12 protein-coding genes and 1 riboswitch are annotated in these 14,615 nt (G+C 59.9%); of the genes, 1 reads left to right on the top strand and 11 read right to left on the bottom strand.

Features of this window, described 5'->3' with window-relative positions; translation table 11 throughout:
- Positions 1 to 93: 93 nt before the first annotated feature.
- Positions 94 to 2,136, bottom strand: a complete 2,043-nt coding sequence (gene prlC, locus AACR93_RS08625; RefSeq protein ID WP_043850503.1) for an oligopeptidase A — start codon at positions 2,134 to 2,136, stop codon at positions 94 to 96.
- Positions 2,137 to 2,560: 424 nt separating this feature from the next.
- A riboswitch (cyclic di-GMP riboswitch) is annotated at positions 2,561 to 2,646 on the top strand.
- Between the two features lie 55 nt (positions 2,647 to 2,701).
- On the opposite strand from prlC, the gene AACR93_RS08620 reads away from it, so the two are divergent.
- Positions 2,702 to 4,894 carry an immunoglobulin-like domain-containing protein gene (locus AACR93_RS08620; protein ID WP_043850502.1) on the top strand — a complete coding sequence of 731 codons (2,193 nt, stop codon included), beginning with the start codon at positions 2,702 to 2,704 and terminating at the stop codon, positions 4,892 to 4,894.
- A gap of 172 nt (positions 4,895 to 5,066) precedes the next feature.
- Here AACR93_RS08620 and hemB read toward each other — a convergent pair whose 3' ends face one another.
- The 10 genes from hemB to codB all read right to left on the bottom strand — a co-directional run bounded on the left by hemB (position 5,067) and on the right by codB (position 14,343).
- Positions 5,067 to 6,083, bottom strand: coding sequence for a porphobilinogen synthase (gene hemB / locus AACR93_RS08615; RefSeq protein ID WP_005355877.1), 1,017 nt, complete (start codon positions 6,081 to 6,083; stop codon positions 5,067 to 5,069).
- 3 nt (positions 6,084 to 6,086) lie between these two features.
- Positions 6,087 to 6,872 (bottom strand): TatD family hydrolase, encoded by a 786-nt coding sequence (locus tag AACR93_RS08610; protein ID WP_043850501.1) that lies wholly within the window; start codon positions 6,870 to 6,872, stop codon positions 6,087 to 6,089.
- Positions 6,873 to 6,983: 111 nt separating this feature from the next.
- Positions 6,984 to 7,739 carry a twin-arginine translocase subunit TatC gene (gene tatC / locus AACR93_RS08605; protein ID WP_033112884.1) on the bottom strand — a complete coding sequence of 252 codons (756 nt, stop codon included), beginning with the start codon at positions 7,737 to 7,739 and terminating at the stop codon, positions 6,984 to 6,986.
- On the bottom strand, positions 7,736 to 8,185 hold the full coding sequence (tatB, locus tag AACR93_RS08600) for a Sec-independent protein translocase protein TatB (RefSeq protein WP_043850500.1): 450 nt from the start codon (positions 8,183 to 8,185) through the stop codon (positions 7,736 to 7,738). Before tatB ends, tatC begins: the two co-directional genes overlap by 4 nt.
- A gap of 3 nt (positions 8,186 to 8,188) precedes the next feature.
- The gene (gene tatA / locus AACR93_RS08595) at positions 8,189 to 8,437 is read right to left on the bottom strand and encodes a Sec-independent protein translocase subunit TatA (RefSeq protein WP_041210572.1); all 249 of its coding nucleotides are present in this window, start codon (positions 8,435 to 8,437) and stop codon (positions 8,189 to 8,191) included.
- A gap of 42 nt (positions 8,438 to 8,479) precedes the next feature.
- Positions 8,480 to 10,120 carry a ubiquinone biosynthesis regulatory protein kinase UbiB gene (gene ubiB / locus AACR93_RS08590; protein WP_041210571.1) on the bottom strand — a complete coding sequence of 547 codons (1,641 nt, stop codon included), beginning with the start codon at positions 10,118 to 10,120 and terminating at the stop codon, positions 8,480 to 8,482.
- On the bottom strand, positions 10,120 to 10,728 hold the full coding sequence (locus AACR93_RS08585; RefSeq protein WP_042032730.1) for a ubiquinone biosynthesis accessory factor UbiJ: 609 nt from the start codon (positions 10,726 to 10,728) through the stop codon (positions 10,120 to 10,122). Before AACR93_RS08585 ends, ubiB begins: the two co-directional genes overlap by 1 nt.
- 8 nt (positions 10,729 to 10,736) lie before the next feature.
- Positions 10,737 to 11,489 carry a bifunctional demethylmenaquinone methyltransferase/2-methoxy-6-polyprenyl-1,4-benzoquinol methylase UbiE gene (gene ubiE, locus AACR93_RS08580; protein WP_043850499.1) on the bottom strand — a complete coding sequence of 251 codons (753 nt, stop codon included), beginning with the start codon at positions 11,487 to 11,489 and terminating at the stop codon, positions 10,737 to 10,739.
- 350 nt (positions 11,490 to 11,839) lie between these two features.
- Positions 11,840 to 13,105 carry a cytosine deaminase gene (locus AACR93_RS08575; RefSeq protein ID WP_043850498.1) on the bottom strand — a complete coding sequence of 422 codons (1,266 nt, stop codon included), beginning with the start codon at positions 13,103 to 13,105 and terminating at the stop codon, positions 11,840 to 11,842.
- Positions 13,099 to 14,343 carry a cytosine permease gene (gene codB, locus AACR93_RS08570; RefSeq protein WP_043850497.1) on the bottom strand — a complete coding sequence of 415 codons (1,245 nt, stop codon included), beginning with the start codon at positions 14,341 to 14,343 and terminating at the stop codon, positions 13,099 to 13,101. The genes AACR93_RS08575 and codB overlap by 7 nt, the downstream gene beginning before the upstream one ends.
- Positions 14,344 to 14,615 lie beyond the last annotated feature (272 nt).

Here is a 14,615-nt window from a genome sequence, read left to right as displayed (position 1 = left end):
AAGGTCCCTTTTTATGGCAAAAATCACGCCTTGATCCCACTATGCCGCAAAAGCGTATCTGCTTGAAGCTCACCGCTACGGCGGGGATAAAGGTTATGCAGCAATCCCGCTATGGCGCAGCAGCGCATCGACCTTTGGCTCCCGGCCGCGGAAGGCACGGAACAGCTCCATCGGCTCCTTCGAGCCCCCTTTCTCCAGAATGTTCTGCAGGAAGGATTGGCCGGTCTCCGGGTTGAAGATCCCCTCCTCCTCAAAGCGGGAGAAGGCATCGGCAGAGAGCACTTCCGCCCACTTGTAGCTGTAGTAGCCCGCCGCATAACCGCCCGCGAAGATGTGGGAGAAGCTGTGTTGGAAGCGATTGAACGCCGGCGGCGTCATCACGGCTACCTGACTGCGCACCTCATCCAGCAGTGCCGGGATCTGCTCCGGTTTGGCCGGGTCAAACTCCTGATGCAGACGGAAGTCGAACAGAGCGAACTCCAGCTGGCGCAGCATCTGCATCGCCGCCTGGAAGTTGCGGGCGGTCAGCATCTTCTCCAGCAGATCGGCAGGCAGCGGCTCGCCGGTCTCGTAATGGCCGGAGATAAAGGCCAGCGCCTCCGACTCCCAGCACCAGTTCTCGAGGAACTGGCTCGGCAGCTCGACCGCATCCCAGGCCACGCCGTTGATACCGGCCACGCCAGCCACATCGATCCGGGTCAGCATATGGTGAATGCCGTGGCCGAATTCGTGGAACAGAGTGACCACTTCGTCATGGGTAAAGAGCGCAGGCTTGCCATCCACCGGGCCGTTGAAGTTGCAGGTCAGGTAGGCGACCGGCTTTTGCAGCGACCCATCCTGACGGTAGCGACGACCCAGGCAGACATCCATCCAGGCACCGCCCCGCTTGTGCTCGCGAGCATAGAGGTCGAGATAGAAGCTGCCGCGCAGCTCATCCTCGCTATCGAAGATGTCGTAGAAGCGCACATCCGGATGCCAGGTGTCGATGCCGAGGCGCTCGCGCACCTTCATGCCGAACACCCGCTTGACCACTTCGAACAACCCTTTCACCACCTTGTTGGCGGGGAAGTAGGGGCGCAGTTGCTCGTCGGAGATGGAGAATTTGTGCTGCTTGAGCTTCTCGGCGTAGTAGGCAATATCCCAGGCCGCCAGCTCGCTCTGGCCGTGTTGTTCGGCGGCAAAAGCGCTGATCTCTTCCAGCTCGGCTTTGCCTTGCGGCAGGGATTTGGCCGCCAGATCGGTGAGGAAGTTCACCACCTGGCTGGTCTTGTCGGCCATCTTGGTCGCCAGCGACAGCTCGGCATAGTTGGCAAAGCCCAGCAACCTGGCGAGCTCGCTGCGCAGGGTGAGCAGCTCGGTCATGATGGCGGAGTTGTCCCACTTGCCAGCATTGGGCCCCTGATCGGAGGCGCGAGTGGTGAAGGCCTCATACATCTCGGCGCGCAGTTCGCGGTTGTCGGCATACATCATCACCGGCAGGTAGGAGGGAATATCCAGCGTGAACAGCCACCCCTCCTTGCCCTTGAGTTCGGCCATCTGACGAGCCGCCGCCAGCACGCTCTCCGGCAGACCGGCCAGCTCGGCGTCATCGGCCACCAGCTTGTGCCAGCCTTGGGTCGCATCCAGCACGTTATTGCTGAAGCGGGAAGCCAGCTCGGAGAGGCGGGCCTGAATTTCGCCGTAGCGCTGCTGCGCCTCGGCGGGCAGACCGATACCGGAGAGACGGAAATCGCGCAGGGTGTTCTGGATCTCCTTGCGCTGGGCGCCGCCAAGCCGCGGGAAATCATCGCTCTCGGAGAGCGCCAGATAGGCTTGATAGAGCCCTTCATGTTGACCGACATAGGTCTGGAATTCGGAGAGCAGCGGCAGACAGGCATCGTGGGCCGCGCGCAGTGGTTCGCTGTTGAGCACGGAGTTGAGGTGGCTGACCGGTGACCAGATCCGCGCCAGACGGTCGTTGACCTCTTCCAGCGGGGCGATCAGGCTGTCCCAGGTGTGGGGCTCGGTGTGCGCCAGCACATCCTTGATCTTCTGTTTGCAATCGGCGATGGCCTGCGTCACGGCGGGCTGTACATGATCAGGCTGGATCTGGCTGAAAGGGGGCAGCGAATCCATTGACAGCAAAGGGTTATTCATCCCGGTTACCTCTTGTTTGGTCTTGAACAGACCGCTTTAGCAGCTCTTCATGGTTCTCTAACATGTGGCCAAGTCACGCAATAATCAAGCTTCAATCCGCCTGTCAGCACTGTTTTCCCCTCTTTGTGAGCTCAAACACCTCTCTGCCAGATACTGGACGGCAACAGCATGAATAATCGGTACTTTTTTGCTCTTTTTGCGGCTTTTTCAACTCTCGAACCACAAGGAAGCAGAGCAAATCCAATCGACAAAAGAGTAGGTCACAGCAGCGTATCACCGGCCCTTTCCATGCTTGGAAAATAACTAATCAACAAGTTAATAACCAAAACAAATCATGCACATACGTTGATTAATTTGTTTTTAAGTGCATATCATAAGCAGCCTGTTACTCAGGTCACTTGATTCTCCGTGCCACACGGAGAACGGGTGAAAAAGGCAAAGTGACCCGAAAGGGCACGACGCAAAGCCACCGGTCTAAGGGAGATGTCCTATGACAGCGGGGCTGCCCCCCGGGAGCGTTCGGCCATAGCTGGACGCTCCGTTTGTACTGTATGGAGATATCAAGATGAACAAATTGAAGTTATCCCTGCTGGGCTGCCTGCTCGGCATGGGCGCCCCCATGGCGCAGGCCGCCTCGGCCGGTCAGGCCATGGTCAATCCCCAATCCGGTGTCGTAGTGGGTTACTGGCACAACTGGTGCGGTGGCGCTGGCTATCAGGGCGGTACCGCCCCCTGCGTCAAGCTCGACCAGGTCAATCCGCAATACAACGTGGTCGATGTCTCCTTCATGAAGGTGTATGGCAGCGATCCCATCCCCACCTTCAAGCTCGACCCGGCTACCGGCATGAGCGAGAGCCAATTTATCGAGCAGATCGCAGAGCTCAACCGCCAGGGCCGCTCCGTGCTGCTGGCGCTGGGCGGTGCCGATGCCCACATCGAGCTGCGTACCGGTCAGGAGCAGGCCTTCGCCGACGAGATCATCCGTCTGGTAGAGACCTATGGCTTCGACGGTCTGGACATCGATCTGGAACAGTCCGCCATCACTGCCGCCAACAACCAGACCGTGATCCCGGCCGCCCTGCGGCTGGTCAAGGATCACTATCGCGCCCAGGGGAAAAACTTCCTCATCACCATGGCGCCCGAGTTCCCCTACCTGAATGCCAACGGCCTCTACACCCCCTATCTGCGGGCGCTGGAAGGCTACTACGACTGGATCAACCCCCAGTTCTACAACCAGGGTGGCGACGGTATCTGGATCGATGGCATTGGCTGGATTGCCCAGAACAACGATGCCCTGAAAGAAGAGTTCATCTACTACATGGCTGACTCGCTGATCAACGGCACCCGCGGCTATTACAAGATCCCCCACGACAAGCTGGTATTCGGTATCCCGACCAATATCGATGCGGCCGCCACCGGTTACGTCAAGAATCCGCAGGATCTGTTCGATGCTTTCAACAAGCTGAAGAGCCAGGGTCAGCCCCTGCGCGGCGTGATGACCTGGTCCATCAACTGGGACATGGGTCGCAACGCGGCCGGTCAGGCCTACAACGAAGCCTTCATCAAGAGCTACGGCCCCTTCATCCACGACCAGAACATCACCCCGCCGGACGAGAACGGCAAGCCGGTGTTCAGCGGCCTGAGCGATGCCCGCGTCAAGCACGGCACCCGCTTTGACCCGCTGGCCGGCGTCAGCGCCAGTGACAAGGAAGATGGCGATCTGACCGGTCAGATCCAGGTGGAAGGGAGCGTTGATACCCAGCGCATCGGCCTCTATCCCCTCACCTACAAGGTGAGCGACAGCGACAACCAGACCACCGAGCAGGTTCGCACCGTCGAGGTCTACAGCATGAAGCCGGTCTTTACCGGTATTGCGGACACCACTATCGAACTCGGCACCCCGTTTGATCCGATGGCTGGCGTCAGCGCCCACGATGAGGAAGATGGCGATCTGACCGCCAACATTCAGGTCAGCGGCAACGTCGACAGCAGCAAGGTTGGCCGCTACACCCTCACCTATCAGGTGAGCGACAGTGCCAACCAGCAGGTGACCCAGCTGCGCAACGTGACCGTCAAGGAGCAGGGTGCCATCTGTCAAAACAGCTGGGATGCCAAAAAGACCTACGTCAGCGGCGACATCGTCAGCCATAACGGCAAGAGCTGGCGCGCCGAGTGGTGGACCCAGAACGATGAGCCGGGCACAACCGGTGAGTGGGGCGTCTGGCGTCCGCAGGGAGACAGTGACTGCGATGGTGGTGAGAAGCCGCCGGTGATCGGCAGCAGCGACTTCACTGTCAGTGCTATGGGTTCCGACTACACCATAGTTAACGGTCAGGTCTCCATCCGCTTCAATGTCACCACCGCCAACCCGGTGCAGATCTCTGCCACGCTGGAGCAGAACGGCCGCAGCTATGGCAACACCACCAGTCTGGTGAACGGCACCAGCGCACTGGTTTTGCAGGGCAGCAATGTGACCGATGGCAGCTATGAAGTGGTGATCAACGGTCTGGCTGATGGCCAGCAGCCGGTGGTACAGCGCTTCCCGGTTGCACTGACCGAGCAGAGCAGCGGCGGTGGTGAGGGTGACTACCCGGCCTACGCCCCCAACACCAGCTATCAGGCCGGTGATCGGGTCAGCAATGCCGGTGGCAACTATGAGTGCAAACCCTGGCCCTACAGCGGCTGGTGTGGCGGCTCCAGCAGCCACTATGCACCTGGTACTGGCTCTGCCTGGAGCGATGCTTGGATCAAGCTGTAATTAGCCGATCATAAAAAAGGGAGCCGTTGGCTCCCTCAGCCACTATGCATCAACCGCGACCGGCACTGCCTGGAGCGATGCCTAGATAAAGCAGTAATCAGCTATCAGTAACGAAAGAGGGGAGCCATCGGCTCCCCTCTTTTCTATCCGTTACACACTCGGTCACGTCAGCTTAACGGGCATCTTCCTTCAGCCACTGCGCCACGCGCTTGGCGAAGTAGGTAAGGATGCCGTCGGCCCCGGCCCGCTTGAAGCAGAGCAGGGACTCCATGATGCACTCCTTCTCTTTCAGCCAGCCGTTCTGGATCGCCGCCATGTGCATGGCGTACTCGCCACTCACCTGATAGGCAAAGGTCGGCACGCCGAACTGATCCTTCACCTGACGGATCACGTCCAGATAGGGCATGCCCGGCTTGACCATCACGCTGTCGGCCCCTTCCTGAATATCCAGCGCCACTTCGTGCAGGGCTTCGTTACTGTTGGCCGGATCCATCTGGTAGGTGGCCTTGTTGCTCTTGCCGAGGTTGCCGGCAGAACCGACCGCATCGCGGAACGGGCCGTAGTAGCAGGAGGCGTACTTGGCGGAGTAGGCCATGATCTGGGTGTTGATGAAGCCGTTCTCTTCCAGCGCGGCGCGGATGGCACCGATGCGGCCATCCATCATGTCAGACGGCGCCACGATATCGACCCCGGCCTCGGCATGGGAGAGCGCCTGCTTGATCAGGATCTCGGTGGTGATGTCGTTCAGCACATAGCCTTCGTCATCGATGATGCCGTCCTGCCCGTGGGTGGTGAACGGATCGAGCGCCACATCGGTGATGACCCCCAGCTCCGGGAAGCGGGCCTTGAGGGCACGCACGGTGCGCTGGGCCAGTCCGTTCGGGTTGTAGGCCTCTTCCGCCATCAGGCTCTTGCTCTCCAGCGGGGTCACCGGGAACAGGGCAATGGCAGGCACGCCCAGCTCCACCAGCTCGGCAGCCTCGATCAGCAGCAGATCGATGGAGAGACGCTCCACCCCCGGCATAGAGGGAACGGCTTCCCGGCGGTTCTCCCCCTCCAGCACGAACACCGGATAGATGAGATCGTTGACGGTCAGTACGTTCTCGCGCACCAGACGACGGCTGAAATCATGTTTGCGCAGACGGCGCAGGCGGCGGCCCGGAAAGGCGCCCGGAAGAGTTGTAGCCATGAATCACTCCTGGAGAGGAAGTTGGAAGAACGCGGCGGAGGTGGCCCGGGTGTGGGCCAGCAAGGCCTCGGGCGCTTCACCACGACAGGCCGCCACCACCTGGGCGATGTGCGGCAAAAAAGCGGGTTCGTTGCGTTTCGGGCGCGGTTTCAGATCGCGCGGCACCAGATAGGGGGCGTCGGTCTCGATCATCAGGCGGCCAGCCGGAATGCGGGCCACTTGCTCGCGCAGCAGCTGGCCGCGGCGTTCGTCGCAGAGCCAGCCGGTCACCCCGATATGCAGCCCCAGCGCCAGACACTCGTCCAGCTCCTCGTCGGAGCCGGTGAAGCAGTGCAGCACGGCTCCCGGCAGCCTCGGCAACCAGGGAAGCAAGATCTCGATGAAACGGGCGTGGGCATCGCGGCAGTGGAGAAACACCGGCATCCCGAGCTCGGCGGCCAGCGCCAGCTGGGCGTCGAACACCGCATCCTGCACCGGGCGGGGAGAGAAGTCGCGGTTGTAGTCGAGACCGCACTCGCCGATGGCCACCACCTGCGGCAGTGCTGCCAGCTCGCGCAAGGCGGGCAGGGTCGCCTCATCGACACTCTTGGCATCGTGGGGATGGACCCCGGCGGTGGAGAAGCAGTAGCCCGGCCAGCGGGCGGCCAACCCGGCGCTCTCGCGGCTGCAGTCCAGATCGGTACCGGTCAGGATCAGCGCTTCCACTCCGGCGGCACGGGCGCGGGCCACCAGCTCAGCCTGCTCGCCGGCAAACTGGCTGCTGGTCAGGTTTAAACCGATATCGATCATGGGATGAGGAGTTCCAGACAAAAGGAATACATATCAGGTATTTGAAAACCATCTACCGAATTGGGCCTTACCATACGCCTCGAACGGGAGCATGAAAAGAGGAAGGGAGCCTTAGCTCCCCTCTTCAGTCTGTTCCTGCTTCTCTTCGCTCTCTTCTTTCACGTAGAAACGGGCGAAGAAGAGACCCAGCTCCCACAAGCCCCACATGGGGATCGCGAGCAGCGTCTGGGAGAAGACATCGGGCGGCGTCAGCAACATGCCGACCACAAACACCCCGACGATAACGTAGGGACGCTTCTCCCGCAGGCTCTTGGGACTGGTTACCCCGGTCCAGCAGAGCAGGATGGTGGCTACCGGAATTTCGAACGCCACCCCGAACGCGAAGAACAGGGTCAGTACAAAGTCCAGATAGCTGGCGATGTCGGTCGCCACCGTCACCCCGGCGGGGGCGGTACTGGTGAAGAAGCCGAATACCAGCGGGAACACCACGTAGTAGGCAAACGCCATCCCCGCGTAGAACAGCAATGCACTGGAGACCACCAGCGGCATGATGAGCCGGCGTTCATGCTGGTACAGACCGGGGGCGATAAAGGCCCAGGCCTGATAGAGCAGATAGGGGATCGCCACGAAGAAGGAGACCACCAGCGTCAACTTGATTGGCGTCAGGAAGGGGGTCGCCACATCCGTCGCTATCATGCTGGTGCCTGCCGGCAGCTGGCTCAGCAGCGGCTGCGCCACGAAGTCGTAGATGTTGTTGGAGAAGTAGATCAGCGCCAGAAAGACCAGCAGGATGGCCGTCACCGACCGCAACAGGCGGGTTCTCAGCTCCACCAGATGGCTGATCAGGGGTTGTTCTGCCTGACTCATGGCTTGACCTCCCCTTTGCTGACCGGCTCATTCACGACTTCATGCTCCTGCTGGCTGTTGACCGGCGGCACCTCGTCATTTACCTGGACAACCTGAGCCACTGGCTCGACGGGGGCCACAGGCTCTGCGACGGGGGGGCGGATCTCGTTCTCGACCTGATAGGGGCGGTTAACCGACTGGGCCGCCGCCTTGAGCTGTTCGATGGACTCCTGCAACTCGGGGCTCAGGTTATTCATCTGCAGCTGTTCGGCCTTCTTCAGGTCGTTGTGCAGCTCTTGCAGCTTGAGCTCCTGCTCCAGCTCGGCCTTGACCGAGTTGGCGGTGGAGCGGATGAGGCGGATCCAGTGCGTCGTCGTGCGGATAGCGCTGGGCAGCCGTTCCGGCCCCAGCACCACCAACGCTACAACGGCGATAACCACCAGCTCCCAAAAACCGATATCGAACATGGCTTAGGCCTGATCTTTGTCTTTCTGCTTGGCGGTCTCGGCGTTCTGGTTAGCCGTTTCGTTCAGCTGCTTCGGCGGAAACTCGGCATCGTTCTGCTGCTTGGTATCGTTTGGTTCATCGGCCAGCGCCTTTTTGAACCCCTTGACCGCCGCACCCAGATCGCCGCCGATCCCGCGCAGTTTCTTGGTACCGAACAGCAGCACGACGATGACTGCGATGATCAACAATTGCCAAATACTGATACCACCCATGACTTTCTCTCCAGAGCAGGCGCCTGATGGCGCGGTTTTTGTTTAATGGGAACGGGTTCGCAGCCAGCCAAGCAGCCAGCAGATCCCGGCACCGGTGAGGCTGATTTGTCCCCACTCGATGTGTTGTTTTTGGGTCAGCAAGAATACACCCGCCAATAGCAGGCTGGCTCCCACCCCTAAGAGGTATCGTGCCTGCCCCTGACGACGGCTGTGGCGCCGAAATTCGGCAAACATCTGGTCGAAGTGATGCTGCTGATGGCGGGTCTGACGCAGGGTCTCGTAGACCAGCTCGGGCAGTTCCGGCAGCTTCTCCGCCCAGAATGGCGCCTTCTCCTTGATGGCATTCAATACCGACTTGGGCCCAACCTGCTCGTGCATCCAGTTTTCGAGGAACGGCTTGGCGGTCTGCCACAAATCCAGCTGGGGATAGAGCTGACGGCCCAGTCCCTCGACATAGAGCAGGGTCTTCTGCAGCAGCACCAGCTGCGGCTGCACCGCCATATGGAAGCGGCGCGCGGTGTTGAACAAATTGAGCAGCACGTGACCGAACGAGATCTCGGAGAGCGGCTTCTCGAAAATGGGCTCCAGCACGGTGCGGATGGCGAACTCGAACTCGTCCACCTTGGTATCTGCCGGCACCCAGCCCGACTCCACGTGCAGCTCCGCCACCCGGCGATAGTCACGGTTGAAGAAGGCGAGGAAGTTCTCCGCCAGATAGCGCTTGTCTTCCCGGTTGAGGGTACCGACGATGCCGCAGTCGATACCGATCCAGAGCGGGTTCTCCGGGTGTTCGTAAGAGACGAAGATGTTGCCCGGGTGCATGTCGGCGTGGAAGAAGCTGTCGCGGAACACCTGGGTGAAGAAGACCTCCACCCCGCGCTCGGCCAGCAGCTTCATGTTGGTGCCGTTGGCTTCCAGCGCAGCGATATCGGAGACCGGTATGCCGTAGATGCGCTCCATCACCAACACCTGCTCGCGGCAGAGATCGGTGATGATTTCAGGCACATAGAGCGCCTCGGAGCCGGTGAAGTTGCGCCGCAGCTGGATGGCGTTGGCCGCTTCGCGCATCAGGTTGAGCTCGTCGAGGATGGTCTTGCGATACTCCTCCACCACCTCGATGGGGCGCAGCCGCGCACTCTGGGGCACAAAGCGCGCCACCAGACGGGCCAGTGCCCGCATCAGGCGCAGATCGGCATCGATGACCGGCTCGATGTCGGGACGGATCACCTTGATGACGATCTCGCGGCCACTCTCCTTCAGCCGGGCGGTATGCACCTGGGCGATGGAGGCGGAGGCCAGCGGCGTCTCGTCGAAGTCGTCAAACAGGGTCTCGATAGGGCAACCCAGACTGCGCTCAATCTGCTGACGCGCTGCCTGACCGCAGAAGGGGGGCACTCTGTCCTGCAGCAGGGCCAGCTCCTCGGCGATATCTGGCGGCAGCAAGTCACGCCGGGTCGAGAGCATCTGACCAAACTTGATGAAGATGGGGCCGAGCGCCTCGAAGGCGAGGCGGATACGGGCACCGCGGCTGAGATCGGGTTGCTTGTTCTTGAGCCAGAACAGGGAGCGACGAGCCAGACGACCCGGCCAGGGTTGATAGCGAGCGGGCACCAACTCGTCGATGCCCCGCTCCAGCAGGATGGTGATGATGCGATAGAGGCGTTTGAACTCTTTCGGAGTCATCAGGCCACCTGCTGTTCGAGTCGAGCCAGCCGCAGTTCAACGGCCTTGAGCTGCTGGGCCAGCACCTCGACATCATCGTTGAAGCTCGCCACTTCCAGCGGGCCGGGGGCGAGGCGGATCTCTTCGGTCAGATATTCCGCCAGCTGACGCTGGCTGCGGCACAGTTCGCGGCCGACCAGACGACGCGCCTGACGGGCACCACTGAACAGGGTGTGAGCCACGACATCGCCGGTATAGCGGGAGAGCTCCTCCTCCCAGTCGATATCCAGCTCACCCAGCAGCACGCTGAACGCCTGCACCAGCTGGGGGTCACCGCTCAGATCCAGCTTCTCCTCGCGGATATAACGGGTCAGGGCGGAGGGTTCCTTGAGCAGACCGAGCGCGGTCAGGGAGAGGCTCAGCACTGCATCCGCCTCACCTTCATAGCTGGCCAGCACATCCAGCCGGCGCTCGGAGAAGACAAACCAGAGTGGCTTGAGCTCACGCAGCTCCAGCTTGAGGACCTTGCCTGCCAGCTTGCGCAGCCGCTCCGGGCTCTCTTTGTCCAGCCCCAGCAACTGGTTGAGGCTGGTTTCGATCACCGCGGTGACCATGGCATCCATCGGCATAGGCAACCTTAAAACTTGTAACCGCGGTGCAGGGCAACCACGCCCTGGGTCAGGTTGAAGTACTCAACCTGCTCGAAACCGACATTCTCCATCATGCCGGCCAGGGTCTGCTGATCCGGGTGCATGCGAATAGATTCAGCCAGATACTGGTAGCTTTCGCCGTCATTCGCGACGATTTCGCCCATTTTCGGCAGCAGTTTGAAGGAGTAGAGATCATACAGCTTGGCTATCACTTCGCTGACCGGCTTGGAGAACTCCAGCACCAGCAGGCGGCCACCCGGCTTGAGCACCCGGAACATGGAGGCAAGCGCCTTGTCCTTGTCGGTGACGTTACGCAGGCCGAAGCCGATGGTGATGATGTCGAAGTGGTTATCCGGGAACGGGAGCGCCTCGGCGTTGGCCTGGACGTAGGAAACGTTGTTGGCCACTCCCAGATTGCGCAGCTTGTCGCGGCCAACCTTGAGCATGGAGTCGTTGATATCCGCCAGCACCACCTGACCGGTTTCGCCAACGATGCGGGAGAACTTGGCGGTCAGATCGCCGGTACCACCGGCCAGATCCAGCACCTTCTGTCCCTTGCGCACGCCGGAGCAGTCGATAGTGAAGCGCTTCCACAGGCGGTGGATGCCGAACGACATCAGATCGTTCATCAGATCATACTTGGCTGCCACCGAATGGAAGACGCCTGCCACCAGAGTCTCTTTCTCGGTCGCGGCCACGGTTTTAAAGCCGAAATGCGTTGTCGTAGCTTGTTCTGACATCCCTTAAACACCCATAGAACAAAGAATGGCCGCCAGTTTACCAGAGCCAATGGCGTGCGGACACCTTAAACCCGGCTCGCAACCATCTGCATGCCGAGCATGACCATGGCCAGACAAAGGCACAGATTGAGACCGATATTGAGCTGCGCCTTCAGATCGGCACCGTGTTGGGCCAGTACCACTGGTATCGAGGGACAAGGAGGATAAGCTGGTCAAGACGCCCAAGCGCCCCCAATCGCAACATAGCACCAGGCATGCATGGCATCACTCCCTCAAGGCCGCCATTATGTCGTAATGGCGGCCCTTGTGCCCAGCGAGGGAACTAATCGCCATCCGGCCTGATTGAAAACTCAGCGGCGAAAATCGATGGGCTCAGGCTGACCCAACACAATTTCGGTCTGGGCTGGCCGGGTCTGGGCAATCACCTTGCCGTGGCGGATCGAGTAACGCACCGGCACCTGACGGCGCACCGCATCGAAGCCGTTCTCGGCGGGCAGGATCAACAGGTTGGCCGGTTTGCCTACCTCGATACCGTAGCGATCCTGCACGTTCAGGGTGCGGGCGCTGTGGCTGCTGATCAGCTTCAGCCCATCGTTGATCTGCTCGTAACCCATGATCTGGCAGACATGCAGCCCCATGTGCAGCACCTGCAACATGTTGGCGGTGCCCATGGGATACCAGGGATCGAGCACGTCATCGTGACCGAAGCAGACGTTGATGTTCGCCTCCAGCATCTCCTTCACTCGGGTAATGCCGCGGCGTTTGGGATAGGTATCGAACCGCCCCTGCAGGTGAATGTTCACCAGCGGATTGGCCACGAAGTTGATATCCGCCATCTTCAGCAACCGGAACAGACGGGAAGCATAAGCACCGTTGTAGGAGTGCATGGCGGTAGTGTGACTGGCGGTGACCCGATGCCCGATACCGCGCTCGTAGGCCAGAGTTGCCAGCGTCTCGATGAAACGAGACTGCTCGTCATCGATTTCATCACAGTGCACATCGACCAGAACCTGATACTTCTCGGCAAGATCGAAGATGTAGTGCAGACTTTCGACCCCATATTCCCGGGTAAACTCGAAATGAGGAATAGCACCGATCACATCGGCCCCCAGCTTGAGCGCCTCCTCCAACAGTGCCTTGCCATTCGGGTAGGAGAGGATCCCCTCCTGCGGGAAGGCGACGATCTGCAGCTCCACCCACTCCTTCATCTCCTCCCGCACTTCCAGCATCGCCTTGAGCGCAACCAGATTTGGATCGGAGACATCGACGTGAGTACGCACAAACTGGATGCCGTTGGCGATCTGCCACTTCAGCGTCTGGATAGCACGCTGTTTCACATCCTCATAGGTCAGCAGCGCCTTGCGCTCGGCCCAACGCTCGATCCCCTCGAACAGGGTGCCGGAGAGGTTCCAGCTCGGCTCGCCCGCCGTCTGGGTGGTATCGAGGTGAATGTGGGGTTCGATAAAGGGAGCGATCGCCAGACCGCCCTCCCCGTCCAACACCCGACCGGCGACGGCATGCTCGTCATGGGGTTCGATGGCGGTGATGACCCCATCCTGACAGCGGATCTGCCACAACCCTTCCCGATCGGCCAAACGAATATGTTGAATCAGCATTTGCTAGCTTCCTGTACCAGAACCGGCCGCTGGGTGAGGCGAACCAGAATGAAATAGGTGAAGGCGGCGCCCAATACCGCGTTGAGTGGCACTATGCCCGGTAGCCACTTGCCGACAGCTACCCCGACTGCCGTTGCTACCAGTGCCTGCCAGCGCACAGTCTCGAACTGCTGATCGGCAAACTGACGGTAACGCTCACGATTGAGCAGGAAATCCATGATGATAATGCCACCAATCGGGGGAATTGCCGTACTCAAAAAGGCCAGCCAGCCGACAAAGTTGTTGTAGAGCCAGAGGGCACAGGCGGTACCGACGAGGCCGTTGATCACGCTGAGCGGCTTGCTCTTGAGACCGGTAATGTTGGCAAAACCGAGGCCGGAGGCGTAGAGGGCGTTGTCGTTGGTGGTCCAGATATTGAGGCCCAGCACCAGAATGGCGGGGATCAACAGCCCCTGCATCAACATCACTTCCGAGATATCGGCCTGCCCTGTCACGGCCGCGCCGGCTGCACCGAAGACGAACATCAGAGTGTTGCCCAAAAAAAACGCCACCATGGTAATCATGACGGCGCCCCAGGGTTTGCGGCCAAATCGAACAAAGTCGGCGGTCAGGGTTCCTGCACTGATAAAGGAACCGACCACCATGGTCAATGCCGTGGTGAACTCGATGGGATTGCTTGGTTGCACCTGCTGCAAGGCAGTCATGCCACCGGTCGAGGTCACCGCCAGCCAGACCGAGTAGCCGCCAAGCAGTGCAATGGCCGGTACTGCCACAAAGCTCAGCACCATCAGGGCGGAGATCCCGAAGTAGACGGTCACTGTCATCAGAATGCCCGAAATGGCGATCAGCCAGTTCACATCGATGCCGGTCGCCTTCTGCACCGGCAGCGCAAACATGGCGACGCCGACGCCGAACCAGCCGACCTGAGTGCCGCCCAGCAACAAGGATGGCAGCCAGGAACCTTTCACCCCAAACGAGTAACGCGCCAGCAGATGGGTAGAGAGACCGGTTGAAGCACCGATATAGCCGAGACAGGCGGTGTAGATACCCAGCAGCAAATTGCCGAGCAGTACCGCCTTGATGAAGTCATCGAACACCAGACCGGTGCCCAGCGCACCGCCGGTCCACATGCTGGCAGAGAAGAAGGTCAGGCCGAGCATCACCAGCATCAGCGACAGCACACCTTTACGCCCTTTGGCGGGAACCGCCCCCAAACAGTATTCGTTATCCTGCGCCATGTTCTTTCTCCACGTAATAGGCAAAACGCGCCGGATTTTACATGTAAAACGTTTTACGTCAATCAATCATGGTTAAATATCTGGATAAAACCATCAATAGCAGTCAAATGAGTAACACCTTGGGACTCAGATCAGCATAAAAACAGGGCAGGCCACAAACAGAGGGAAACATTGAAGATAAGGAATATGAGGGGATTTTTTGGAAAGCAACAGATGCAAAAAAGCCTCCCTTTTCAGGGAGGCTTTCTCTTTAATGGTGCTGATACCCAGAA

Origin of the sequence: Aeromonas sp. L_1B5_3, assembly GCF_963866575.1 — a bacterium.
In the GTDB taxonomy this organism is placed as follows: domain Bacteria; phylum Pseudomonadota; class Gammaproteobacteria; order Enterobacterales; family Aeromonadaceae; genus Aeromonas; species Aeromonas jandaei.
This window is presented reverse-complemented; position numbering and strand designations above follow the sequence as displayed.

Coding starts and splice junctions, on each gene's coding strand:
- prlC (WP_043850503.1), bottom strand. CDS start 2,136: ATGAATAACCCTTTGCTGTCAATGGATTCGCTGCCCCCTTTCAGCCAG.
- AACR93_RS08620 (WP_043850502.1), top strand. CDS start 2,702: ATGAACAAATTGAAGTTATCCCTGCTGGGCTGCCTGCTCGGCATGGGC.
- hemB (WP_005355877.1), bottom strand. CDS start 6,083: ATGGCTACAACTCTTCCGGGCGCCTTTCCGGGCCGCCGCCTGCGCCGT.
- AACR93_RS08610 (WP_043850501.1), bottom strand. CDS start 6,872: ATGATCGATATCGGTTTAAACCTGACCAGCAGCCAGTTTGCCGGCGAG.
- tatC (WP_033112884.1), bottom strand. CDS start 7,739: ATGAGTCAGGCAGAACAACCCCTGATCAGCCATCTGGTGGAGCTGAGA.
- tatB (WP_043850500.1), bottom strand. CDS start 8,185: ATGTTCGATATCGGTTTTTGGGAGCTGGTGGTTATCGCCGTTGTAGCG.
- tatA (WP_041210572.1), bottom strand. CDS start 8,437: ATGGGTGGTATCAGTATTTGGCAATTGTTGATCATCGCAGTCATCGTC.
- ubiB (WP_041210571.1), bottom strand. CDS start 10,120: ATGACTCCGAAAGAGTTCAAACGCCTCTATCGCATCATCACCATCCTG.
- AACR93_RS08585 (WP_042032730.1), bottom strand. CDS start 10,728: ATGCCGATGGATGCCATGGTCACCGCGGTGATCGAAACCAGCCTCAAC.
- ubiE (WP_043850499.1), bottom strand. CDS start 11,489: ATGTCAGAACAAGCTACGACAACGCATTTCGGCTTTAAAACCGTGGCC.
- AACR93_RS08575 (WP_043850498.1), bottom strand. CDS start 13,105: ATGCTGATTCAACATATTCGTTTGGCCGATCGGGAAGGGTTGTGGCAG.
- codB (WP_043850497.1), bottom strand. CDS start 14,343: ATGGCGCAGGATAACGAATACTGTTTGGGGGCGGTTCCCGCCAAAGGG.